The following is a 24492-nucleotide window of genomic DNA, read 5'->3' as shown; positions in this document are numbered from 1 at the left end:
CTAAACTCGGCAGGGATCGTGTTTGCTTAAGTTTTAATTTTAAACAAAATGATGTGCCACGAATCTGCCACAAATTTCTAATTGCTTAATATTACAACAGTTTTTTGATGTTTGTATTGCTTCGAACGTGAGCCATCAAAATGTTTTATTACAGTATTATAAGTTCTTGTTAAATCTAAATGCATCGATTGTGTACCCAGTTTAAGCTGGCATCATAAGAAGAGCTATTATTTAATTGGCTGCTGATTCTGAAACTCTTCTATCGTTAAGTTTCCAAGCGCAGAATGTCTTCTGCAGGTGTTGTAAAAGTTGTCTATATAATCGGCTATTGATTTTTCCGCTTTCTCTTTAGTCTTATATTTATTTTGGTATACCAGTTCTACCTTTAATGTTTTGAAGAAACTTTCTGCTACCGCATTATCATAACAGTTTCCTTTTCGGCTCATGCTTTGGGTAATTTTGTTTGTGCTTAATAAAGCAATAAACTCACGGCAGGCATATTGTTTTCCTTGGTCGGAGTGAAAGAGTAATCTCTGACTCTTCTGAAGGGGGCGATTTAGAAGAGCTTTTGTCAAAGAATCTATGCTGGTATCTTTTGCTCTCATTGTTTCGCTGATTGACCAGCCAATCACTTTACGGTCAAAAAGGTCTATCACCACAGTGAGATACAGCCAGCCTTCCTCTGTTTCGATATAAGTTATATCAGAAACCCAGATTTCACTTCTTCTGCCTGTCTTAAAAATCTGTTCTAATTTGTTTTGCGCCACGCTGCCATTACGGGATGGGTTTGTAGTTTTTTTATATTTTGATTTTGCAATGCTTCTGAGATGGTTTTCCTTCATAATCTGCCCGACAAATTTTCTTGAAACTTTTATACCTATAGATTCTAATTCTTTAGCAATTCTCGGACTCCCGTATCGGCACTGGCTCCAGTGGTAGATTCTTTTAATTTCGCTTATGATGAAGGTTTTTCGCTGTGCCCTTGCGGTGGGTGTTCTTTTTCTCCATCGGAAGAAACTGCTTTTATGGATCTGAAAAATCCGGCACATCTTCTCAACGGGAAATATTTTCGAGTTTTCTCTGATGAATTCATATTTCACACGCCGCTCCTGGAGAAGACATTTTGAGCCTTTTTTAGGATGTCCCTTTCAATTTCCAGATCTTTGATCTGTTTCCTAAGCTTCAACAGCTCATTTTTGTGTGATATTTCAGCCGAAGTTTTCTTTATGGTAAATCTGCCTTCCTTATAAAGTTTTTTCCAGTGCTGTAGGGTGCTTGTGCTGATATCGAGCTCTCTTGCCACGTCGCTGACCCTTCCGCAGTGGATGCTCATGGAAGCGGCCAGAATCTTGAAGCCTAAAGTAAAGGTTCTTCTTGTATTTTTCATGCCGTATGATTTAGCAGGAATAAAGTTAGCTGCCAGCCAGAAACTTTAATCATTGTATCCTTCTTTTTTTCATGCTTCAGTATAAGACTGCCTAGGCTTTTAGTCGCAAAAAAGGTATCAACTCCAAGTAGCTACACCGCAAACACAATAACGATATTCTTTTTTGATGTGATCGGCAGATTGAAATAAAAATGTATTTTGTTCTATTTTGTCAAAACAATCGTAAAACATATTGAAATAATTATCGGCCTGGACCATTCCAAACTTACCGACACCATAGTAATAAATTCTTTTTAAATCTTCTTTGGCTTCGCTGCTTAAATAGTAGCTATACATCTCCCAAATCCTTTTTAAATTCCGCTAACATTTCTTCTCTGGTTTGTTTTTTTACAAAGCCACTTTTTTCTCCCTTATCTATTTTAGCTCTTACAAGGTCATAAAACTCTTTTTGTGAACGTGCTTTTTTTATTAAAAAGTTAATGGCTTCACTTTTACTGCTAAACTCTTCTGCATTAACCTGATTTTTTAACCATTCTTCATTGGGAGCAGTTAATGATATACTTTGTCGTGTCATAATAATAAAAATTATTTGGTGTAAATTTACACCATGTTTTTTAATAGAAACAGATTCGGCAAAAAAATTGAATGCAAAACTGCCTTAGCTTTTACGTGCAAAATGTGTATCACCTCCAATATGGTATTTTCTATATTCTGCGCTCATTTCTAAATGGACTTTTTTATTTTTTTTATACTTTTTAAGTAGCAATAGTTTATAAATAATACACTTTATTTATGTCCTGAGTAGTGACGGGAAGAGGACAAAATTCAACATCATTTTTGGAAGATTTAAAGAAATTGGCGTATCATATGTATTGTCTGTCTTTCATTAGCTTTGTAAATTTGTTTTAGATGTCCTGTTGGGGATTGAACCAAAAATCTTTTAATTTCTAAATAATTTAAACAATATGATAATCTAATATGCTATAAACAAAAGTTTAAATTTGTGCTAAAAAATGCTGTAATTCTAAAAACTTAAAAATATCAATTCATAGTCATTATGATTTTTCGAAATTAGCTCTTGCTTCTCTGAATTCATTTACTGATTTTGCAATCCAAAACCACAAAGGAGTAACCTGAACTAATAAACCACGTCCCAGGGCAGTTAATTCATATTCTACTCTTGGTGGAACTTCCGGATAAACACTTCTTGAAATCAGCCCGTCCCGTTCCAGTTCACGAAGACATTTTGTTAACATCTTCTGGCTTATTCCGTTAATGTGCTTTTGGAGATTAGAAAATCTCATTCTTCCATCAATTCCTAAAGCATGTATAATAAATAATGACCATTTATTTCCCACGTGATTTAGTATGTCAGTTTTAAGATCATCATTGTCCTTATTTAAAACTTTACAAATGTCATCCCATGCGTTAACAATTTCATCATCGGTCATAAGTCTTTCCATATATTTTTCCTGTTATGTATTAAGGCTGGTTTTTACCGGATGGCCCTCCACAAAATCCATCCATGCCATAAAGGTAGGACTATAATATCATTCTTTAAAATTTGGCTGCATCAAAAAATATATTTGATAATCAGTATTTTTAGAAATCGGATATCAAAAATTTATGGCGTGTTAATTTATATATAAATTTATAAAATATTGGTGCTGGTAATCAGAATACTAACCAGTAAGTAACTAACATTCATGAGGGTGCCTTATTTTTTTTGAAATTTAGCTGTCATAACTTTGTCATTGAAAATAGAAAACTTTAAAAGAAAGTAATTTTTTCAATAACGTTTAATAGAAAAGTATGGAAAATAAATCAATATTAGTTTTAGGAGCAGGTGAATTAGGTATGCCTGTAATCCTTAATTTGGCTGAAAAAGCAAAAGAAAATAATTCAACAGTTACGGTACTGCTTCGTCAGAAAACTATAGAGTCAGAGGAGTCTGAAAAAAAGCAAAATATAAATCAACTAAAAGCTCTTGGCGTAAATATTATTGCTGGGGATCTTTCAGCTCCTTCGTCAGAGTTAGTTTCAATTTTTAAAAATTACGATGCAGTTGTTTCCTGCACTGGATACGGAAGCGGTGCCGGAGGATTCCAGCTTAAACTGGCAAATGCAGTTCTGGAAGCAGGTGTGAAACGTTATTTCCCTTGGCAGTTTGGTGTTGATTTTGAAGTGATAGGGCGTGGCAGCGCGCAGGATTTATTTGATGAACAGCTTGATGTGCGTGAACTTCTTAGATCTCAAAATGATACAAAATGGGTCATTATTTCAACCGGACTCTTTACCAGCTATTTATTCGAGCCTTTTTTTGGTGTTGTAGATTTCGATGGAAAAGTTATAAATGCATTAGGAAGCCCGGACACGGCGGTTACTGTTACAACTCCGGAAGATATCGGCAGGTTAACTGCAGAAATCTTTTTTGAAAAACCAGTAATTGAGAACAGTATCGTTTATATCGGAGGAGATACAATTACTTACGGACAATTTGGAGATCTTATTGAGTCATTGTCTGGACAAAAATTTAAACGTACGGTTTCTGATCTGAAGGAGTTAGAAAATGACCTGAATAATGACCCCACAAATTTTGTAAAAAAGTACAGGTCTATTTTCGGCAGCGGACGAGGCGTATCATGGGACTTTAAAACGACTTTTAATTTTAAGAAAGGCATTAAGACCACTTCTGCAAGAGAATGGGGAGAAAAGAATATAGACTGGAGTTTATATAATTAAATAATGTTATTGAATATAAGTAAATTAGAAAGCTGAAATACAATATGTATTTCAGCTTTTTTGCATAAGATTAAATTGTTTTTTTATATCATATTAATTCAACTGAAATTTATCCTAGCCAGATACTCCAGGGAAGTCTGGTGAGAATTAAAAGAAATCCTATTGTGTAAAAAATGGATGTTGTTTTGTACTTAATTTTTTCATCGAATGCTCTTTTAGATCTAGAATAACCAATAGTAATCAGGATAACAGAAATGAGCATCATTAAAGGATGTTCTAAAGCGTATAATCTCGCGGCACTATTTTTCATCGTCCCGCCTGAGAGGTTTGAAATCCCCAGCGGAGACAGGAAATATAAGGCAAGTCCAAAAACAAACTGCAGATGAATTATAATAAGAGCCAGTAGGAAAACTATTTTACTTCCGTTCGTAAAAGGCTTCTTATTTATCCAGCCATAAAAGGCGTAAAGTACAGCTGTTAATAAAAGAATTAATGTGAGATATGCAGCTAATGAGTGTGCCGATTTTAATATTGTATACATGATTTTTTGGTTCTATTACTGGGCAAAGGTTGGTTTTAAAATTCTAGAATAAAAGAGCGCTTACAAATACTCCGAAGTTATTTTCATTGTGTTTTATTGGACCGTACCAGTCAATATTTGATGCTGCCCCAAAAGCAAATTCTTTATAGCCTATACCAGCACGCAGCATAATATAACTTCTGTTGTGAATTCCCGACTTAGGAATGAAACCGTACATTCCCTGCAAACGGCTGTAAAAATTAAGTTTATCATTGATTTTTGGTCTGTATTCTATTAATGCTAAACTTTCTGCAGCAAGATCATCGGCCAGATCAACTTTTGGATTTACAATAATCAGCATTTGTGGCGATACGTAAGAATATATTAAACCAGCAACTGATCTGAAACCATATACAGGTGTATACTGCATACCGGAAGATATATCAAGACCTTTAAATAAAGTATAAGTAAGATGAGCCTGGGTCATAATATCGGGTGTCATTTCTTTTTCCCATGTAGCAGCAGCGTTAGTAACACTGAAAAATCCCAGGGGAATGCTTTGGAATTTTTTATTTATAATTAATTGATACATCACGCCTCTGCTGCCTGCCATAGTTTCTATGCTTATAGGAGGATTTGAGTTAGGTTTTTCTGTATCGTTTTCAACTTGAGCAAAAATTGATGTGCTTGAAATTAACAATGCCGCCATCGCGGAATTAAAGAACTTAGTCATGTAATTTTATATTATTTATTTATTTATACTGCGTTTCTGTTAAGCTCAATAGTTCGTGCCGGCTGATGACAGCAGCTGATTTTTGAACTGCGTAAAGTTTAACGCAGCAAAATTATAATGGAGTGCGCAGAAGAGTATAGTAATAAGCGTGCCTCGATTAGGACAAATCGTGCATTAACTTTTTTCTGTATTCGGATGGGGTTAAGCCTGTGAAATTTTTGAAAAGTCTTGTAAAGTAAGAGGGATCTTCGAATTTAAGCTGAAAACTGATTTCCGAAATGGATTTGGTGAAATCTGCCAGTAATATCTGGCTGTTTAAAATTGCAACTTCGGTAATTATTTCTTTGCAGCTTTTGTTAAAAACAGTTTTAACGCATCTGTTTAGGTAATTGGAGGAAACGGCTAAATTTTCTGCGTAAAATGAAATTGCTCTTTCAAATTTGTAATGCTCATGCACTGATTGTTTGAACTGAATCGCGATCTGCTGGGTTCTGGAGATAGATCTGCGGTTTTTAGATAAGTGGAGTATTTTATTCAGCAGTGCCTGCACTAAATTACTGCTTATCTGCATATTTGGAAGTGAGATTTCAAGTTCTGTTGAAAGTAATCTGCAGATCGAATATATCCAGTTACTTTCGGCACTTTCTAATTTTAAAATCGGATCTATAAAAAAGACATTCATAAGATCCTGCTGATTGAAAAGCTGAGACATAGTTTCTTCTTCAATCAGTATAAAATAACCTTTTAAGCTGCCGGGTATTTTTTGCAGGGAACTCACAGTATGAGTCGAAATAAAAATTATTGAATCTGCTGTAAACTCATACAATTTATTGTCTATGCGATTTATAAAACTCCCTTCGCGGATATAGAACAAGAAATTATAATCTTTCTGGAGAACAGACATCGGCAGTTTGAAATGGTTGCTTAAAAAACTCAGCGAGTATATTTGTAATGGAGTTGTCTGCCATTGAAAATTTAAAGGTATATTTTTTAAATATTCCTTTTTAAACATTTCGGATGTGACTAATTTATCCAAAAAAATAAAATTGATTTGCAGCCAAAGATAATTATAAAAAATAACTGATTCTAAATCTAAAAGCAATAGAAATTATTACTCGGTAATAATAAGATTAACTGCGAAGAAGATACTTTGAATTAAATTATGTTAATTAAAAGATAAACATAAAATCGATCCTTTTAATAACCAAAAAACTAACCTGTAGGTAACTAACGAACTCTCAGGTCTGTTATTGTTTTTAAGTTTTAACGACTGTAATTTTGATACTGAAAACTTCGTACAAATAACAGTTTAGAAAATAATCGCAAGTCCATAATCGACCAATAAAAACAAGTTCAATATTAAATTTATACAGATGAAAATTACATTTTACGGACACGCTTCGTTAGGAATTGAAGCAGGTGGTAAACACATTATTGTGGATCCCTTTATTACAGGAAACCCTCTTGCAGATGCAATTGACATCAATACTCTTAGAGCAGATTATATCCTTTTAACCCACGCGCATCTCGACCATGTTTTAGATGTGGAAGCAATTGCAAAAAATACAGATGCAGTTATTGTTTCAAATGCCGAAATTACAACCTATTATGAAAAGAAAGGCTTTAAATCGCACTTTATGAATCATGGAGGAAGCTGGAATTTTGATTTCGGAAAAGTAAAATATGTTCACGCCAGCCATTCGAGCAGTTTTGCAGATGGCAGCTATGGAGGGAATCCTGGAGGGTTTGTGATAGAAACAGATAGTAAAAATATTTACATTGCAGGTGATACAGCATTAACTTATGATATGAAATTAATTCCCCTTCGTACCAAACTGGATTTAGCCATTTTTCCAATCGGGGACAATTTTACAATGGATATAGAAGACGCTATAACTGCTTCAGATTTTGTGGAGTGCAGTAAAATTCTGGGATATCATTATGATAGTAATCCGTACATTAAAATCAATCACGAAGAATCTGTGAAAAAATTTGCAGATAGAGGAAAAGAACTGCTGCTTTTGAACGTTGGTGAATTTTTAGAATTATAATAATAAATTAATCCTTCAATATGCAGAATGCTTCATTTTGAATACATTTTCTCAATGTTGGCATTCTGCAGTCCATTTTTATATAGTAGTAATGGATAAAAATAGTGAGATTTTGACTTCTAAATTACTGTCCTCCTAAAGAAATTCGGTCTCTGAACAACGATTATGGATGAGATTATTAAACTCCACTAAAAAGTGCCAAAGGTACAGATACAAAATTAGCACACGCCGATAATTTGGCATCCAGCATTTATAAATAAAACAAGCATTGCAATCCGCTAATAAACGGGCTGAGCCCATAACAAGATGAAAAAAATAAACATAAAATGGCTGTCGGGCTTCTTGCTGTTAATCTTGGCATTATCAGGGTGCGGCAATGATTCAAAGCCGCCTGTAATACAAGCGCACAGCATCAGGCAAAATTCCGGATGGCATTCACAGTACGATCATATCAACCCAAAAGATTTACCGGACAATGCCATCGAGCTTACCAGTGAGCAATGGATGGTGGTTACCGCAGGCAGAGAAAAAGCATTTAACAGCATGGTGATCAGCTGGGGAGGATTAGGTTATATATGGGAAAAACCAGTAGTTTTTACTTTCATAAACAGCAGCAGATATACTTATCAGTTTTTACAGCAGGAGAGTGGCTACACTTTGACCGTCTTCTCCGAAAAATACCGTGGAGCATTACGAATTTTAGGTAATAAGTCAGGAAAGTCTAATGACAAAGTTAAAGAAGCAGGTCTTACACCGATAAAAACGCCGTCAGGACTAATGGCCTATAAGGAAGCAAGGATGATTATTGAATGTAAAAATATAATGATACAGGATTTAGACTATAATAAGACAGCTGCGTCTTATAAAATTGCTGATATGTACAAAAATGCACCGACCTCTCATCACAATATGTTTATATCCGAAATTACAAATATATGGCTAAAGAAATAATTAACAATTCGACCTGGGGCAATACTTTGCGCAAATACAGCAGAAATCTGCATGGTCACTTATCCTTCTTTTTTTCGGGAGTGCTTTTCATTTATCTTGTTTCCGGGATCGCAATGAACCATCAAAATATTTTTAACCCGCAGTATGACGTTTCCGTCCAACAGTACAAAGCTGAAGGACAATTTCCGCGCAGTGCAAATTTTACTAAAAGCGAAATTGTAAACCTCCTTAAACCTGTATCGGAAGACCAGCATTACAAAAAGCATTTTTATCCCAATCCTCAAACTCTGAAAGTGTTCCTTTCGACTGGTTCCTCCTTTACCGTTGATACCGTAAACGGCCAGGTGGAATATCAAGGGATAAAAAGACGTCCGTTTTTCTTCCAGTTATCCTTTCTGCACTATAATCCAGGTACGTACTGGAAATATTTTTCCGATGCCTTTGCCGTAAGTATCATCATCGTGATCATTACAGGGTTGATTATGAACAAGGGTGACCGAGGTTTCTTAGGTATCCGTGGTATTGAATTCGCTTTAGGCATTATTATTCCGTTGCTGTTTTTGATTTTTTGATAAGAAGAGCAGATACTAAACTTATAAAATTAGATGATTGAAACATTTATGGCTGCATTTCATACTGGCAGCATTACAGCGGTTTCTGAAGAACGGCTGTCTGCTATTCATATTCCTCGGCTGCAGATAGGCGGCCCTATTGATAATACGGGGCCCCTTATATTACTCATGGCGGCATTGGGACTTATAATCTATATTTTATTCGGTATTATTTTAAAAAACAAAAAGTCATCCGTACTCCATACCCCGGGGAATCTGTATTCGGTAGCAGATGCAGAATATATTTTATTAGTAGGCTCTGAGACCGGCGGCACGCGCATCTTTGCGCAGGAGCTGTTTAAGCAGTTGACAAATAGTGGTTTAAAGCCCTATTTGACTGACATGAATAATTATACTGAATATCCTCAGGCCAAATATTTGCTGGTGCTTACCTCCACCTATGGTGAAGGTGATGCTCCTTCAAGTGCGTCCCGTTTTTTAAACATACTGGAGAGAACCCCGCAAACGCACAAGGTCAATGTTTCGGTAGCAGGTTTTGGGTCACTGGATTACGCTGATTTTTGCGGTTATTCCGAACAGGTATTCAGGGCTTTGCAGCAGCAAGGCTGGGCTGATATGACTATTCCCCTGTACATGATAAACGACAAATCTGCCGAACAGTTTTCGGAATGGGTTAAAGCGCTGATAAACTGTTATTCCCTGCCGCTGATAGCATCTCCGGCTCTTTTTTCTGCCAGACCAACGGAATTAAAAACTTTTGCGTTTGCAGACAGGTATTTTTCCACAGACGAGCAGCTGTTCCGTGTCTGCATTAAAGCCGATTCTAAAGTCAGTTTTACCTCCGGTGATCTTTTAACTATTTATCCCGCTGATGATAATAGGGAACGTTTCTATTCCGTTTCCAGGATAGGGGATACAATTGAATTGGTCGTACGTGAATTCCCAAGCGGGCTGGGAAGTACTTTTCTGAAAAATTCGCCGCTGGGAACTTCGTTTCAGGCGAGGGTAATGGAAAACCCTAAGTTTCATTTTCCTGATAATAAACGTCCCGTCATCATGATAGCCAACGGAACTGGTATCGCGCCTTTCAGGGGTATGATCAACGCAAACAAACAAGTGCCCGTTCATCTTTTTTATGGTTCCAGGCAAAAAGAGGTGTATGACAGTTTTTTGAAACAGGAATTGGAACAATACCTGCTGAGCGGCAAACTTTCCAGCCAGTACCTGGCTTTTTCACGTGATAAAGAAAGGCTGTATATTACCGAGCTTATAAAAGAGCAGTCAGAGTTGGTGACGCAGGTCCTGCGTGACAAGGGCACTATTATGATTTGTGGTTCGCTGACCATGCAAAAAGATGTCGTAGCGCAGATTTCTTTGGCCTGCAAGGAAGCCTTACAAAAGGATATACAGCAGTATTTGGACAACGGCCAGATAGTATCAGACTGCTATTAAAGCAGCAAATGGCTGCGCTGAAGTAAATTGGTAAAAATAATTAAGGGCATTTTTTGCACCCTAAATTATTTTATAAATGTTTATTAAAAGAAAAACAATTTTTTAAAATCAGACTCAGCTTTTAGTGTAAAAAACTATGAAGTCCAAACTGTAAGTGCCGCGATTTTGCCATAAAACATAAATAAGTGAATGATCATTAAAATTTGCCTTAGGTTTTGCGTCCAAATTTAAAGGCGGCTTCTATATAATAAAGGCTGTCTTTTGGACAGCCTTTAAAAACTAATTAAAATAAAAAATAAAAAAATCGATAAGAACATTATAAACCCAATTCAGGATAAGGTTTATAAGAGATTCTTATTTTGCTTTCATCAGTACTTGTACAGTGTTAGATTTCTTTAAAGCATTCAAATTGAATTCTTTCACATCTTTTGCAGTTATCGCACTTAAAGTACTTTTAAGAAGTTCCGTATCTAGAGGTTCTTCGTTATCACGAGCATAAGAGCTTATGACGCTTAACCAATAATTGTTCTGTTTAATTTGTTCCTGATGATTTTTAAGAATAGATTGTTTGATGTCTTCCAGCATATTGGCAGGAATGTTTTCGGTTTGTACTCTTGTAATTTCAGCATGTATAATTTTCACCAAAGCATCTGCTTTATCAGGATTACAATCGAAGTTAATTTCTAGAGAAAATAATGGAGCAGGAATCTGCGAAATATTAGCTCGCACCTGAACGCCGTAACTGCCGCCTTCTTCTTCGCGAATGGTTTCTAAATAGCGTTTTGTGAGCCACTCAGATAAAATATAACTGAAGATTTTGTTCTTTTTGTTATAAACAACCTCTTTGTTTTCTAAATGAAGATAAACAGTTGTTTTTGGCGTATCCATTGTTCTGAAAATCGTTTTTTCTACTTTTCCCTCTTTCATGGCAATCTTATGATCGACATATTTTTCTGTTCTGTCATTTGCTGTAATGTTTCCTAAATAGGTATTGATTAAAGCAATATCTTTTTCTGAAATGTTTCCGACGAACAAAAAGGTAAAATCGGCTGCGTTTGAAAAACGTTCTGTATAGAATTTTATAGCTTTATTTAAATCAAGGGAATTGATAAAATCCTGTGTTAAAAGCCAATTGCGTTTGCTGTAATTACTGTTTAGATTTGAAATAGTATCGTTTAAAGCCTTTTCATTGCTGTTTGAAGCATTATTTAATTTGTTTTGATACTGCTCTTTTATCTTGTCAAAGGTACTGTTGTCAAATCTCGGATGCTGGAAATATAAATAAGTAAGCTGTAATAAAGTGGTCAAAGATTCTTTGTTGCTGCTTCCGTTAAAACCTTCGTACAAACCTCCAATATACGGACTCACAGTGGCGGTTTTTCCAGTTAGTTTCTTTTTTAAATCGGTAAATTTATAATCGCCTAAACCAGAATACGCAGCCACACCCGATGCAATTTGAGCCGAAGGAAGATCTTTCCAGTGTGCTAGAGAATTTCCTCCAGCGCTGTAAGCTGAAAACAAAATCTGGTCTTTACTTAAAGAAGTTGGATAAATAATCACTTTTGCACCGTTTGCCAAAGTATATTTTTTCGCATTAGCGAATAGTTTTATGTCTTCGATTTTTGCGATTGGTCTTTCTGTCAATTCTTCTTTCACCAACGAAGCTGTCAATTCTTCTTCTTTGTAAGGTTCTAATTTTGAATTTGTAATAGTTTTGACAGCATTCCAATACTCGTTTGCTTCAGGAAATTTCATTGCAGCATCTTCTGGAGCAGAAACCGATAATACTAAATTATCTTTTGGCTCTAAAGCTTTAAATGCAGTATTTACCTGATCTAAAGTAACAGTATTCAAGAAAGCATTAATCCATTCATGTTCTCCCTCAACACTAAAAACCGGATTGGATTCTAAAAAATAAAGCTGTAATTGTTCTGCCCAATAACTGTTTCCAATTTTATCTTTATTTGCTAAACGATTGTCATAGCTGGTGCGCATTTTAGTTTTTAAACGGTCCAATTCCTGCTGTGTAAATCCGTTTTGCACCGCTCTTTCAAATTCTCGGTAAGCTTCGGTAAAAGCTTCGATGAACTTTCCTTTTTTTGGCGTAACATTTAATGAAAATTTGCTGTCTAATCTCGAAAGATTTTCATTTGAAATTCCGAATGCCAAACCTGCAGTTTCGTTATTGATAATGTATTCGTTAAATCGGTTATTCATCATTTGCAAAGCCAGATTTTCCTGCATGCTTTTGTTCATTTCGGCCTGATCTTGAACTAAAGGTTTTGGTTTGTTGTATGAAAGTGAAATTCCAGAACGCTGTAACTCTTTGTCAGTTGCCAGCACATAACGATTTTCTTTTTGGAACGGAATTTTTTCATACGTTCTTTTATTGATTTTTTTGGGTTTTGGTATCGAACCGAAAATCTCTTTAACACGTTTTTCGATTACAGTCACATCGATATCACCTGTAATTACGACAGCTTGATTTTGAGGCTGATACCATTTCTTGTAATACTCTCGTAGTACTTGATACTTGAAATTATTGATGACATTCAAATCTCCAATAACATTGCGTTTTGCATATTTTGAACCTTCAAAAAGAACTTTGTTGATTTTTTCGCCTGTTCTGTAATCTGCATTTCTTCTGGTACGCCATTCTTCGCGAATTACGCCTCTTTCGGCATCAATTTCGTTATTGGCAAGAAGGAGAGAGCCAGACCAGTCGTGCAGTACATACATGCAAGAATCCAATAAAGTTTTGTCTTGCGAGGGAACATTGCTGATGTTGTAAACCGTTTCGTCGTAAGCCGTATAAGCATTAATATCTTTTCCGAAAGAAACACCTTGTTTTTCCAGCATGTTGATGATTCCTTTTCCTTTAAAATGCTCTGTTCCGTTAAAAGCCATGTGTTCCAAAAAATGAGCTAATCCGTCCTGATCGTCATTTTCTAAAATTGCCCCAACGTTTTGCACGAAATAGAAATCGGCTCTGTCTTTTGGCCATTCGTTGTGCATGATAAAATACTGCATTCCATTTGGAAGCGTTCCGTGTGCGACTTCTTTGGGCAGCGGAAACGTAGTTTTAAACTGCGCAGAAACTTGAGATAAACCCAGAAGCAGGAAATGCGCTAGAATTAATTTTGTTTTCATTTTTGATAGTTATTGTTCTTTTTTTGATTGAATTTTTATTTGAAAAAAGTATAGGAAGTTACTGCTGTTAGTTGGAAGGTCTCATACGAGACCTCCAAATAACAGTCTTTGGGGTGTATAAATGTATCGGCTTATATTACATCCAGTCAGGACGCGCGGCCCCTTTTAAATAAAAGTCAAAATACTGCTGCATTTTGAGCGTCCAGTCTTTTCTATTCGCCGCATCATCTAAAGTATGTCCTTCTTTTTTGTAATTCACTAATAAAGCAGTTTTGCCTAAACGTCGAAGTGCAAAAAACAAAGATTGTCCTTCCTGATAAGGCACTGCACGGTCATTATCATTGTGAAAAATAAGGATTGGCGTTTGGATGTTTTTAACCGAAAAAATAGGCGAATTTTTGATGTATCCGTCCAGATTGTCGTGCATAGAACTTCCCATACGATATTGATCGGCTTCGTATTTAAACATTGTCGAAATACCATTGGATCGCATTACAGGATAATTGGCAGTAAAATTACTTACCCCGGAACCCACAATTGCACAGCTGAAAAGATCTGTTTTTGTAGTTAAGAAAGAAGTTTCGTAACCGCCAAAACTATGTCCCTGAATTCCAATTTTGCCTTTCTCGGTAATGCCTTTTGAAATTAAATATTCAATCCCGCTGATGACATCATTGTACACGCTTTTTCCAACGTCGCCATACGTATAATGCACGTCTGGCTGAAAAACAATGTAACCCTGGCTTACAAAAGTTGGAATATTAATATTGGAAGTGCTGGCTTCAGGCTGATGGTACTGATTAAAATCTTCAGTATGTTTTTCGTAAAAATGAACAATTACTGGATATGTTTTTTTGCTGTCATAATTGTCCGGAAGATATAGATTTCCCTGGTTTTCTTTGCCGTTAAAAGTTTTCCATCTCAGCAATTTAGAAGTTCCCCAGGCATAATCTTTCTGCTGCGGATTGATGTTGGTAATTCTTTGCTGTGATTTAAAATTTTCAGTTCCCCACCATAAATCTGGAAAAGTAGTATAGCTTTCTTTAGAGAATAAAACACTCGAATTATCTCCAGAAACTTCTTCAATGCGTACGTTATATTCTGAAGGAGCTAATATTTTTGTAATAGAATTGGCATCGACTAATTTATAAACCCCATTTGATTTATGTTCTGTATCGAAACCATTTAATGTAATGGTTTTTATGTTGTCTAAATTTCCAAAATAACCTTGTTCCCCATATCGAAGTTCCGTTTTGTTTTTTCTTCCATACTGCTGTGTGAGCGAATACGCCTTTTTTTGATTGGTCAGGTCAATAGCCCACAAATCAAACTGATCGTATAAAACGACTGTGTTTCCATTATCTAACCAGCCCGCGATTCCATAAGCGGTATTTGCCGATTTCATATCTACATTATCATTTGAAATCGGAAAAGGAATTTGTAAACTGATATTTTTGAATTGCATAGAACTGCTGTCAAAAACGGTCCACACTTTTGCCTTTTCATCATAAAAAACAGCAAAACTTCCCTGCGGATTCCAAGTTGGACTGCCAAAAACGCCTGTTAATATTTTTGTAGATTTTCCTGTTTCGGCATCGATCCAGTAAACATCATTACGTTCGTTAAAAGTCCAGTCTACTTCTACAGCATACGGTTTTTTATCTAAACCAAAAACACCTTTAAAGCTGCCAGATTCTGGTATTAAAACCTGATCAAATTCACCATTTGAAGCAATTTTGACTACTTTTTTATTTTGGATATCATAAAGAAATTTCTGCTCGCTTGGAAGTGTTTTGGAACTTCTCAACAATTCCTGTCTGCGTTCCATCGTTCCCTGATTCGATCTCCAGATTTCAACACCCGATTTTGGAATCTGAGTATTTTCCGGACGCTTATTCGAGTTTACTGACAAGGTGATAAAGCGACTATTTTCATTTAATCCATACGCTGTTTTTGAAATCGAATAACCAGACTCGCTTAACTTGATATCATCATAATTGAATACGGCTTTTGCTGCATTAGTATTGAGATTAAAATAATAAACCATATTAAAATCGGAGCTTTTATTTCCTTTTAAAGTAAAAGTACCGCCGTTTTCTTTATCGTTTAATTGAAAATCTCCAAAATCAGAAGCTTTCCCACTATAGATAGTTTCTTGTTTACCGCCTGGATTTCCGTGTTTTAGAAACACTTTGTCTTTTTCGATCTGTGCGTATACAATGGATTTGTTTTTTAAAAAACGAGATGATTTAATGTTGTTTACAGCAATACTGTCATTGCTTTCTAAATTGTAACAAACCAAGCGCTGGAGAAAAAAAGGACCTTTTTCAGCCTCTGGACGCGTGTAGTATAGAAAATCAGTTCCTGCAAGAGCATTGGTATAATGTTTTGTTTTCCAAAGTCTTTTTGCTCCCGTTTTTAAATTTTGGAGTATGGTACTGTCTTTCTTAGTGTACTGAATCCAGTCTTTTTTTCCAATGAATTTCAGATCACTGATATTCTCAAAAACCAGACGTTTCCCTTTTGGAGCTTCCTGAACAATAATCTGCTTTTTATTTTCTTTTTCTTCATCTTGAAATACAGTACTGTAGGACATCCATTTACCAGTATAGGATAAAGTCTTGCTGTTAATTCTCTCCCACGACTGATAAGCCGATTGGTCAAGTGTTTTTTTCTGTGCAGATAAACTATGTACACTCAAAGCGAATGTACATAGTAAGACTATTTTTTTCATATAATTAGATTTTCAGAAAGCGAATTATTCGTTCTTTAAAGCGTTGATAACGCCTGTAAGTTCATCAACCAATTGTCCTGGATTTCCAGAATAACCTTCAGAAGTAAAACGAATTTTTCCATTTTTGATTACTACTTTTCTCGGTATACCGCTGGATTTGAAAATTGCTGCATACTTTGAGAAAGATTCATTGTTTGTAGAACCGCCTTTTTTAGCTAAATCAAAATATGTGTCTATTTTCAGCCCTTTCTCTTTTAGATAGGCAACAGCTGCTTTTTTGTAACCTTCATGATTTTCCTGCGTGCTGATGAAGTACACTTCAACTTGTTGGTCTTCTTTGAAGCTGGTAACCAATTGCTGCATCGCGGGAAAAGCCTTTTTACAAGGTCCGCACCAAGTTGCCCAAAAATCGATTACGATAATTTTACCGCTGTTTAAATCCAATTGCTTTGTTTTTCCATCGGTTCCCTGAACTTTAATGGCCGGAGCGGCGATATCGATTAAAGCGATTTTTTCTTCAGACTTGTTTTCTTTTTTCAGCTGCTCTAAATAGGCAGGAAAATCACTTTCTTTTTTGCCTTCTTTTAAATACGCTTCTTTCAATTTAGCCGTCATTCCTTCTGATAAAGTATTTCTTCTTGCTGCATTTTTCAATACCTCGATAATAGGTTTGTTTAAGGATTCTAAAGCTCTTACGTGTATGTCGTTAATGCTTGCTTTTTCGTAACGTTTTTCTAATGGAAGCGCATCAAAAGTTTCCAGAACTTCTGGATATTTTTTCAGCATATCGAACATACGAATCTGAATGACTAATTCATTGTTCAATTGATTTTTAGCATTTTCTGTTGCCTGATTTGGAGACCAGTAAATTCCCTGCATATAAGACAGGTCATTTACTTTTGCCTTCATTTCTTTTATCATAGGCACAGCCATTGTTTCGATTACTGCCGGATCTACCGATTTTAGATATAAAGCTTTTGAAATATACTGGTGGTAACCATCATTGATTGAGGCAAAATTCATTGTTGGAATCAGAGCCAGAATACTTTTGTAATCTTTAGTTTCGAAATAATAGCTAAATTTTATTTTTACAATATTGTCATACAGATAATTTTGTGATGCGGGCACTTCTTTACTGTATGGAAAATCAGTTAAAAATTGATTAGCCGCTTTGTACTTCTCAGCTGCATCAGCAATTTTATTGATTTTTTGATAGGCATTAAATCTTAAATAAGCCCCATTTGGAAATTGCTTTTCAATAACTGTTTCTAAAGAATCTGCTTTTTTCTGATCTTTTAAATCAAACAGATAAATATTGCGGAGTTTCACAAAAACTTCTTCAGGCATTCCTTTTGTGTTTTTTGAGAATTGCGTTAAAACTTTAGGCGCAATCTCCTCAAATTTTTCTGGTTTTTGTTTTTTCAGGATTTTGATGTAGGTATCAAAAAATTCAGGAAATCGGTCTGGATGGTCTTGCACTTCTTTTTTTAACCAATATTCGGTCGCATCTCCATCAATAGAAAAATCTTTGAAATATCCGTTAAACTCTCCGTTGAAGTTTTTGTTTCTAAAAGTTGCCCAAGCCAAATCGGCTCCGGGCATTTTTACTTTTGGCTCTTTAAAAGCTACCAGCATATACCCTTTGTCCTGATTGGTGTCTGTAACTAATCCATTTTCGGTATTACCATAAAATTTGAAAGCCATAAAAGCACAGTTTTTTGGAACTGTAAAATCGGCGCTGTAAACAGCGCCATTTTTTTTCATTTTAAGATCTTCAATTTCCCATCTGTAATCATTAAAAACATAAGCGTAACCTTTGATTTCTTTTATGTTTTCTAATGGACCGCCTTTTGGATCATACGTCATATTTATAGTCGTTCCAGAAATAGGAATGTCTGCCATTCCTTGTAATCTGGATGTAACTTCTTGAGCCGAAACTTTTATGGTAAGGGCGCAAAACGCCAATACCAAAAGCTTGATATTTAATTTTTTTAACATTGTAATGAATTTATTTGCCCAGTTCGGGGTTTAAATCGATGTAATTTTGATTGATTGGGAATACATATCCATCGCTGTTAGGAGCAAGGGTAAAGGTATTTCCTTTAAAAATTCGTGTGTATGTTTTCTGAAAAGCCGGATCAAGATTTAATCTTCGCTGATCGAACCAGCGGAAACCTCTTCCTATAAATTCTTTTTGTCTTTCTGTTAGAACAAGATTTAAAGCTTCAGTACTTGTTGCAGCACTTACCTGATAAGCTGCATTGGCTCTGAATCTTTTTGCTCTAAGAATATTAAGATAATCCACGGCTTTTTGAGTTTGTCCTGCTCTGGCATAACATTCAGCGGCGATTAAATACATTTCGGGAACCGAAACTCCCACGTTAATTCCGTTTGTATTGCTGTAGGTGGCAATTCCAAAACCTCTTCCAGTGTAAGTTGGAGAAATAGAAACGTTACCAGCTATTGTATAGTAATCATAACGCAAATCGGTGGTTCCAAAACTACTTAGCAAATCATTAGAAAGAGGTGCTCTGTTATACGTTAACAGCAAAGTTTTTGAAAATATAACCTCAGGGTTCTGAATTAAAACGGGATAACTGTAACCCGTTGCAAATGTTTTTAAATCAATTAATCCATTTTGCATTTGTAAGGCCTTCTCAGCATTTTCGAGACTCAATTGATATTGGCCCATATAAAGATACGTTCTTGCCAATAATGCATAAACTGCTTTTTTGGATGGAAGCACATTAAAAGGAGGTGTATCCTGGATATCATTTGCCAAAGCACTCTTTAAATCAGAAATAATCTGATCGTAAATCTGTCCCACTGTACTTCTGTCCAATGATGAAAACAGTTCTGGTTTTAATAATAACGGAACCGCTTTTTCTGAATTAGCAGAAGCTGGATCAAACTGAGGACCGTAAGTATTTACTAACTGAAGGTACGCAAATGCTCTATGAACAAAGGCTTCGGCATAGATTTCTTTTTTCTCGGCATCTGTTCCTTTTTCACTGCCCATAACGCCGTCCAAAAGAACGTTACTGTAATAAACGGCTTTGTATAACCCAATGTAATCTGAATCTCCCTGAGAAGGATCGTAGATTTTGTCCTGCCAGGTATAACTGTTTGCCCAAATTGTACTTACGCCATTTTGATAGGTCGCAGGAAATTCTACATCGGCATTGGCCAGCAAATAAATTCCTCCAGAACCGCTAATGTCGGTGTAGGCATTAGCAATGGCTCTGTAATCTGAAGTATATTTTAAAATTCTGTTGTTTCCAACTTGCTCTACTTCAACATAATCTCTACAAGAGTTTAGCAGAAGTGCAGGCAGAATATATAGTGTGAATTTAAGAAATTTCATAAATCTGTTTTTTTAAAATTAAAAACCGCAGTTAAATTGTAAAGTGTAGGTACGCTGTGGAGGAAGTGTATTGTAGTTGTTGTTTGACAAATACTGAGGGTCAATTCCTAAATCGTTTTTAACCCATAACAATCCTAAATTTCTTGCTGCGAAATTAAAACTCAATGATTTTATAAAAGTTTTTTCTAACCATTGGCTTGGTACATTATAACCTAGTGCAACCTGCTGTAGTCGAATGTTATCTGCAGGAAGTACATTAATGTCTGCCATTTGGTAACGGTTTAAACTATTAAAACTGATGTTTGCCAGACCAGGAACATTTGTATTCGCTTCATCTCCGGCTTGTCTCCAGCGATCTGCAACAAGTGCATCTTTTGCAACAGCTCCGTTTTGCACTCCTGTGTAAGAAGGGTAATTTTGTAAAACTGTATTTCTAAACACGTGTCCTCCATAATAGGTGATCTGCACTCCTAATCTGAAGTTTTTAAAGGAGAAATCATTCATGAAACCTCCAGAATATGGAGCAAATGTAGTTCCCATATATTTTAGATCGTCTTTATCTACTGCTCCAATTCCCTGAGTTGCATTTAGAATTGTACCGTCTTTTTTGCGTATGGTAGATTGTCCGCTGCTGTCCAATCCTGCCCAGTCATAGGCATATACATATCCGATTTTTTTACCTTCTGTTGTTACACCAGATAGATATTGGTTAGTAGTGGTCGCTTTAAAACGAGAGTCTGTAACTTCATTTGTATTGTAACCAAGATTTACAGTACTGTTCCATTTAAATTCAGCATTTACAATAGCTCCTGAAATAGTAAAATCTATTCCATGTCCTTTTAAAGTACCTGCATTATAATTTACAAATGGCCAGCCGTAAGTTGGATTAAATGGCAGATTCACTAGAATATCATTTGTTTTTTTATAGTATAAATCGACACTTCCTCGTAAACGATTGTTGAAAAAACCATAATCTATACCGTAATTTGTTGTTGTCGTTGTTTCCCATCTAATTTCTGGATTTTCAGGGACACTGATAGATCCAATAGGCAATTGCGTATTAAAATCGACAGATCCAATACTGATTACAGGACTTTGGCTTCCAAAACCACCGGCAGGAGAGATTGCTGCTTTACCGTAAGTAGCTCTAAATGCTAAAGTGCTCAGCCAGCTAACATCTCTTAAAAAAAACTCTTTATTAATATCCCATTTTGCTCCTGCAGACCATAGCGGGACAGCTCTATTTTTTTTAGAAGCCCCTAATAGATTGGTGTCATCAAAACGAACACTTCCTGAAATATGGTAACGGTTCATAAAATCATACGAGCCTAATCCATAGTACGATAAATAGCGGTTTCTTGATTTATTAACACTAGTATCAGCAGTCCCAATAATACTTTGCCATCCGTAAACAGTATTATAATAAACCGTAGGATTTACAGCTTGTCCCGAGTTTGTGTCAGTATTATAACCATAGTATCTTTGGCTGGAACCTTCTCTGCGTTCTTCTCTGATTTCTGTACCTGCTAAAAAGTGTAAACTGTTATCTTCGTTAAAATTCTTATTGATATTCATCTGAAAACGCATGCTCTGAGTGTCGTTGCTAGTATTCGTATTAGATAAATAAGATCCAAGAGGTATACCATACACTAACTTTCCAGCGGAATTAACAGATGTCGCCTGATTGATCATGTTTCGGGTATAATAGCTATCCAACTCACTTAAAGATTTGGTTTTATTTGTGATAGAAGTATACATTCCCGATGCTTCAAAATTTAACCAATTTGTAACTGTAGCTGTTAAACTTGCATTTAATCTTAAATTAGCTCCTTTTGTTATTACATTAGAATAATTCAGTTCATCTAAATAATTGTAAGACCATGGTAAATATCCTTTTGCCTCAAATCCTTGTGAAACTTCTGGTCTAAAAAGAAAATAACGATCAATTCCATTTCCATTTTCATCGGCAATCATATCGTACGGACGTAAAGCTGTAGCAGATACATTTGATAAGGCTTCATTTGCAACAGTATTGGTTTGGTATGTTGTTGGAACGTAATTGATTCCCGTATTCAGTTTTAAGAAACTTTTAAGCTGAAAGGAGTTGTTTAATGTGATATTATACGATTTAGAATCATTTCCCTGCATTGCCGCATTGTCTTTATTATAACCTAAAGACAAATAGTAGGTGCTTTTTTCGTTTCCGCCATTTATAGATAAATCATACTGGGTGGTAAATGAATTTCTTAATAAGTATCTGTCTATCTGATCCAAATTATTATTTTGTCCTAACTGGTTTAGCAGAAGATCTCTTTGAGATAAAGAAATTTCGCCTCTTTTTTGTCTAAACATTATTTCCTGCGCTGCGCTTGGATTAAGAGCCTGCCAGTTCGAAATATTATCAGCAGCGAAACCGCCGTTAACAAGATCTTTTTCATAATCAATATATTGAGCTGAATTCATGACACGCAGTTTTCCCAAATCAATTTTTTCACCTACCGTTGTAGTGGTGTTAAAATTTATAACTGGTTCCCCTTTTCTGCCTTTTTTGGTTGTAATTACAATGACACCGTTGGCGGCCGCAGAACCCCAGATCGAACTCGCAGCAGCGTCTTTTAAAACCGAAATGCTTTCTACATCATCTGGATTAAGATAACTTAAAATAGAAGATCCCGGAACACCTCTTTTAGAGAAAGCAAAATCTTCTCTCGATTGCGGAAAACCATCAATTACGATTAACGGCTGTCCTGTTCCTCCATAATTATTAGTTCCTCTCACGCTGATAGTACCTGTTCTTGGATCTACATTTACACCGGCAATTTTTCCTTCCAGCCTTGATTGAATATCTACTGTAGGCACTTCTGCCAATTCTTTAGCAGTTATTAACCCGATAGATCCGGTTACTCTTTCTTTTGGAATTTCGGTATATCCGTTAGAAACGGTAATCTCTACACTGTGAAGTTCCATTACATCTGCAGCAAGCACGGCATCTATTACTCTCTTATTATTTACTGGAATGGTTACCGTTTTAAAACCCAACGAACTAAAAACGATAGTATCATTTGGAGCGACTCTCATGCGATAATCACCTTCTTTTCTGGTAATGTCCCAAGTTTGTTTTCCTTTCAAGACAACATTTACTCCAATAAGCGGCGCGCCTTTTTTATCGGTCACTTTCCCTGTTAATTCATACTCCAGCTGTTCGGGTCTTTTTTTAGCTCTCTTTACAATAACTTGTTTATCGATAATATCATAAGTAAGATTATTGTTTTTGAAAGCATTGTTTAAAATTTCCTCTAAAGTTGCCTCTTTGTCCAATGTAATTGTAGTGGCAGAATTAAGTACATCATCATTATAGAAAAAGACATAGTTCGCCTGTTTTTCTAAAGTAGAAAATACCTCCGTGAGCGGTGCGTTCTTGAAACGAACATGTATTTTATTTTGCCCTGAAGAAGGGTTCGCATATAAACTACACATACTTATCCAGATAAATGCAGTAAGAGATCTCATAAGCAGCAGATATAGGTAATAGTGGTATCGTTCAGAAAATAATTTTTCTGAATTATGTTTTTTATTCATAATTTTGTTTTGGATTAAGATGCAGTCAACTCACGTTGACTACTGTTCTACAACTGCCAAAAGATGCGCCAACATCTTTTGGTTTTTTTTTGGTTAGTTTTTACAAATAAGGGTTGATATGTTTACTTTTGGTCTTTTATCATAGGCTTTGGTGGTTTTTAGAATTGATTTTTTTATTTAATTGTAATAGTTCTCTGGTTTGCGTTTACAGTGCAGTTGTTATTGGTAATACTGGACAAAGCAGCGGCCAGCGAATTCAGGTTTTCATTTAAGGCAAAAGATCCTGAGTAGCTGGTTTCTAAATTCAAGTTTGAACCTTTAATAAATTCAATTTTATAATATTTTGAGAGCTTGTTTAAAATAGTTCCTAATGACTGGCTTTTGAAGGTAAAATAACCTTCTCTCCACGACAATATAGAGGCAACATCTTTTCTTTCTACTTTAAGCTGTTTTTTATCTTTATTGATCGTTGCAATCATTCCTGGAGTTAAATCTTCCTGAATTTCCTGATTGCTTAAAATTCCTTTTTTAGCATAAGTAATTCTTACTTTTCCCTCTAATAAAGCAGTTTGAACGTTTTTATCTTCAGGATAAGAACTTACATTAAATACAGTTCCAAGTACGCGTACATTACATTCTTTTGTTTTTACAAAGAAAGGTTTGGTTTTATCATGCGCTACGGCAAAAGCGGCTTCTCCTGTTAAATAAACTTCACGGATAGACCCGTCAAATTGAGTCGGATAGATCAGGGAAGAGCCAGAATTCAGCCATACTCTTGTTCCGTCTGTTAATACAATCTGTGTTCTTTTTCCATAAGGAACACGCACAGTATTAAAGGCAGCCACGCTTGAATTTGTGTTTATAGCTTGTTTTCCAACCGTAACTTTTTTTCCATTTTTACCATAACTGATAACCGCACTATCTTGCACCGCGATAGTTTGTTTGTCTTGTAAAACAAGCGAGATTTCTTCTAAATCAATATTAGAATCAGTCGAAGTATTACTTGCGGCAAATTGCTCTAATGCTGTTTGCGGTTTACTGCCTACAGTATTATTCCGATTGATAAATACAGATAGAGAGACTAATAAAGCAACACTTGCAGCGACAGAATAGGCGAGAAGTCTTTTTTTCTTCCTGCGCTTAGATTCTTCTTCGGCTAGTTCGATTAGTCCAAGACGAATTTGATTCTTTAAAGAATCTTTTTCATCGTTCGATATTTTGTTAAAATTAATTTGCAAGGCGATGTTTTTATGGGGT

The 24492-nt window shown here is 35.7% G+C and carries 19 protein-coding genes; 5 read left to right on the top strand and 14 right to left on the bottom strand.

Going from position 1 to position 24492, the window contains the following annotated elements:
- Positions 1-227: 227 nt before the first annotated feature.
- From QE431_RS13810 to QE431_RS13790, 5 genes are all read right to left on the bottom strand, one after another.
- On the bottom strand, positions 228-1100 hold the full coding sequence (locus QE431_RS13810; protein WP_307296885.1) for an IS3 family transposase: 873 nt from the start codon (positions 1098-1100) through the stop codon (positions 228-230).
- Positions 1097-1387, bottom strand: a complete 291-nt coding sequence (locus QE431_RS13805) for a transposase (RefSeq protein WP_307296883.1) — start codon at positions 1385-1387, stop codon at positions 1097-1099. Before QE431_RS13805 ends, QE431_RS13810 begins: the two co-directional genes overlap by 4 nt.
- A gap of 117 nt (positions 1388-1504) precedes the next feature.
- Positions 1505-1723 (bottom strand): type II toxin-antitoxin system RelE/ParE family toxin, encoded by a 219-nt coding sequence (locus QE431_RS13800; RefSeq protein WP_307296880.1) that lies wholly within the window; start codon positions 1721-1723, stop codon positions 1505-1507.
- Positions 1716-1961 (bottom strand): CopG family transcriptional regulator, encoded by a 246-nt coding sequence (locus tag QE431_RS13795; protein ID WP_307296878.1) that lies wholly within the window; start codon positions 1959-1961, stop codon positions 1716-1718. The genes QE431_RS13800 and QE431_RS13795 overlap by 8 nt, the downstream gene beginning before the upstream one ends.
- A 481-nt stretch (positions 1962-2442) precedes the next feature.
- Positions 2443-2850 (bottom strand): helix-turn-helix domain-containing protein, encoded by a 408-nt coding sequence (locus QE431_RS13790; protein ID WP_055090540.1) that lies wholly within the window; start codon positions 2848-2850, stop codon positions 2443-2445.
- A gap of 349 nt (positions 2851-3199) precedes the next feature.
- Here QE431_RS13790 and QE431_RS13785 point away from each other — a divergent pair, with 349 nt between their 5' ends.
- Positions 3200-4129 carry an aromatic alcohol reductase gene (locus QE431_RS13785; protein ID WP_307296874.1) on the top strand — a complete coding sequence of 310 codons (930 nt, stop codon included), beginning with the start codon at positions 3200-3202 and terminating at the stop codon, positions 4127-4129.
- 109 nt (positions 4130-4238) lie between these two features.
- Here QE431_RS13785 and QE431_RS13780 read toward each other — a convergent pair whose 3' ends face one another.
- The 3 genes from QE431_RS13780 to QE431_RS13770 form a co-directional block, all read right to left on the bottom strand.
- Positions 4239-4670: a hypothetical protein gene (locus QE431_RS13780; RefSeq protein WP_071637212.1), complete on the bottom strand. Its 432-nt coding sequence runs from the start codon at positions 4668-4670 to the stop codon at positions 4239-4241.
- A 43-nt stretch (positions 4671-4713) separates the two neighbouring features.
- Entirely contained in the window at positions 4714-5382 is a 669-nt protein-coding gene (locus tag QE431_RS13775; RefSeq protein WP_307296868.1) for a hypothetical protein, read from the bottom strand.
- Positions 5383-5539: 157 nt separating this feature from the next.
- A complete protein-coding gene (locus QE431_RS13770; protein WP_307296864.1) occupies positions 5540-6286 on the bottom strand; it encodes an AraC family transcriptional regulator in 747 nt (248 codons plus the stop codon).
- Between the two features lie 469 nt (positions 6287-6755).
- Here QE431_RS13770 and QE431_RS13765 point away from each other — a divergent pair, with 469 nt between their 5' ends.
- From QE431_RS13765 to QE431_RS13750, 4 genes are all read left to right on the top strand, one after another.
- Positions 6756-7433, top strand: a complete 678-nt coding sequence (locus QE431_RS13765; protein ID WP_071637214.1) for a metal-dependent hydrolase — start codon at positions 6756-6758, stop codon at positions 7431-7433.
- A 306-nt stretch (positions 7434-7739) separates the two neighbouring features.
- A complete protein-coding gene (locus tag QE431_RS13760; RefSeq protein WP_307296858.1) occupies positions 7740-8384 on the top strand; it encodes a flavin reductase in 645 nt (214 codons plus the stop codon).
- The gene (locus QE431_RS13755; RefSeq protein WP_307296855.1) at positions 8369-8956 is read left to right on the top strand and encodes a PepSY-associated TM helix domain-containing protein; all 588 of its coding nucleotides are present in this window, start codon (positions 8369-8371) and stop codon (positions 8954-8956) included. Before QE431_RS13760 ends, QE431_RS13755 begins: the two co-directional genes overlap by 16 nt.
- A gap of 33 nt (positions 8957-8989) precedes the next feature.
- Positions 8990-10408, top strand: a complete 1419-nt coding sequence (locus tag QE431_RS13750; protein WP_307296853.1) for an NADPH cytochrome P450 oxidoreductase family protein — start codon at positions 8990-8992, stop codon at positions 10406-10408.
- A gap of 354 nt (positions 10409-10762) precedes the next feature.
- Here QE431_RS13750 and QE431_RS13745 read toward each other — a convergent pair whose 3' ends face one another.
- The 6 genes from QE431_RS13745 to QE431_RS13720 form a co-directional block, all read right to left on the bottom strand.
- The gene (locus QE431_RS13745) at positions 10763-13558 is read right to left on the bottom strand and encodes a pitrilysin family protein (protein ID WP_307296848.1); all 2796 of its coding nucleotides are present in this window, start codon (positions 13556-13558) and stop codon (positions 10763-10765) included.
- Between the two features lie 136 nt (positions 13559-13694).
- A complete protein-coding gene (locus QE431_RS13740; protein WP_307296846.1) occupies positions 13695-16292 on the bottom strand; it encodes a S9 family peptidase in 2598 nt (865 codons plus the stop codon).
- 24 nt (positions 16293-16316) lie between these two features.
- Complete coding sequence (locus QE431_RS13735) at positions 16317-18290, bottom strand: TlpA disulfide reductase family protein (RefSeq protein ID WP_307296843.1); 1974 nt, start codon at positions 18288-18290, stop codon at positions 16317-16319.
- A gap of 10 nt (positions 18291-18300) precedes the next feature.
- Positions 18301-19656 (bottom strand): RagB/SusD family nutrient uptake outer membrane protein, encoded by a 1356-nt coding sequence (locus QE431_RS13730; RefSeq protein WP_307296840.1) that lies wholly within the window; start codon positions 19654-19656, stop codon positions 18301-18303.
- Positions 19657-19674: 18 nt separating this feature from the next.
- Positions 19675-23235 carry a SusC/RagA family TonB-linked outer membrane protein gene (locus QE431_RS13725; protein WP_307296837.1) on the bottom strand — a complete coding sequence of 1187 codons (3561 nt, stop codon included), beginning with the start codon at positions 23233-23235 and terminating at the stop codon, positions 19675-19677.
- A 173-nt stretch (positions 23236-23408) separates the two neighbouring features.
- Complete coding sequence (locus QE431_RS13720; protein WP_307296834.1) at positions 23409-24473, bottom strand: FecR family protein; 1065 nt, start codon at positions 24471-24473, stop codon at positions 23409-23411.
- Positions 24474-24492 lie beyond the last annotated feature (19 nt).

This window comes from Flavobacterium sp. SORGH_AS_0622, from assembly GCF_030818825.1.
Lineage (GTDB): Bacteria > Bacteroidota > Bacteroidia > Flavobacteriales > Flavobacteriaceae > Flavobacterium.
The sequence above is the reverse complement of the archived record's forward strand: the minus strand, read 5'-3'. Positions and strand labels throughout refer to the sequence as shown.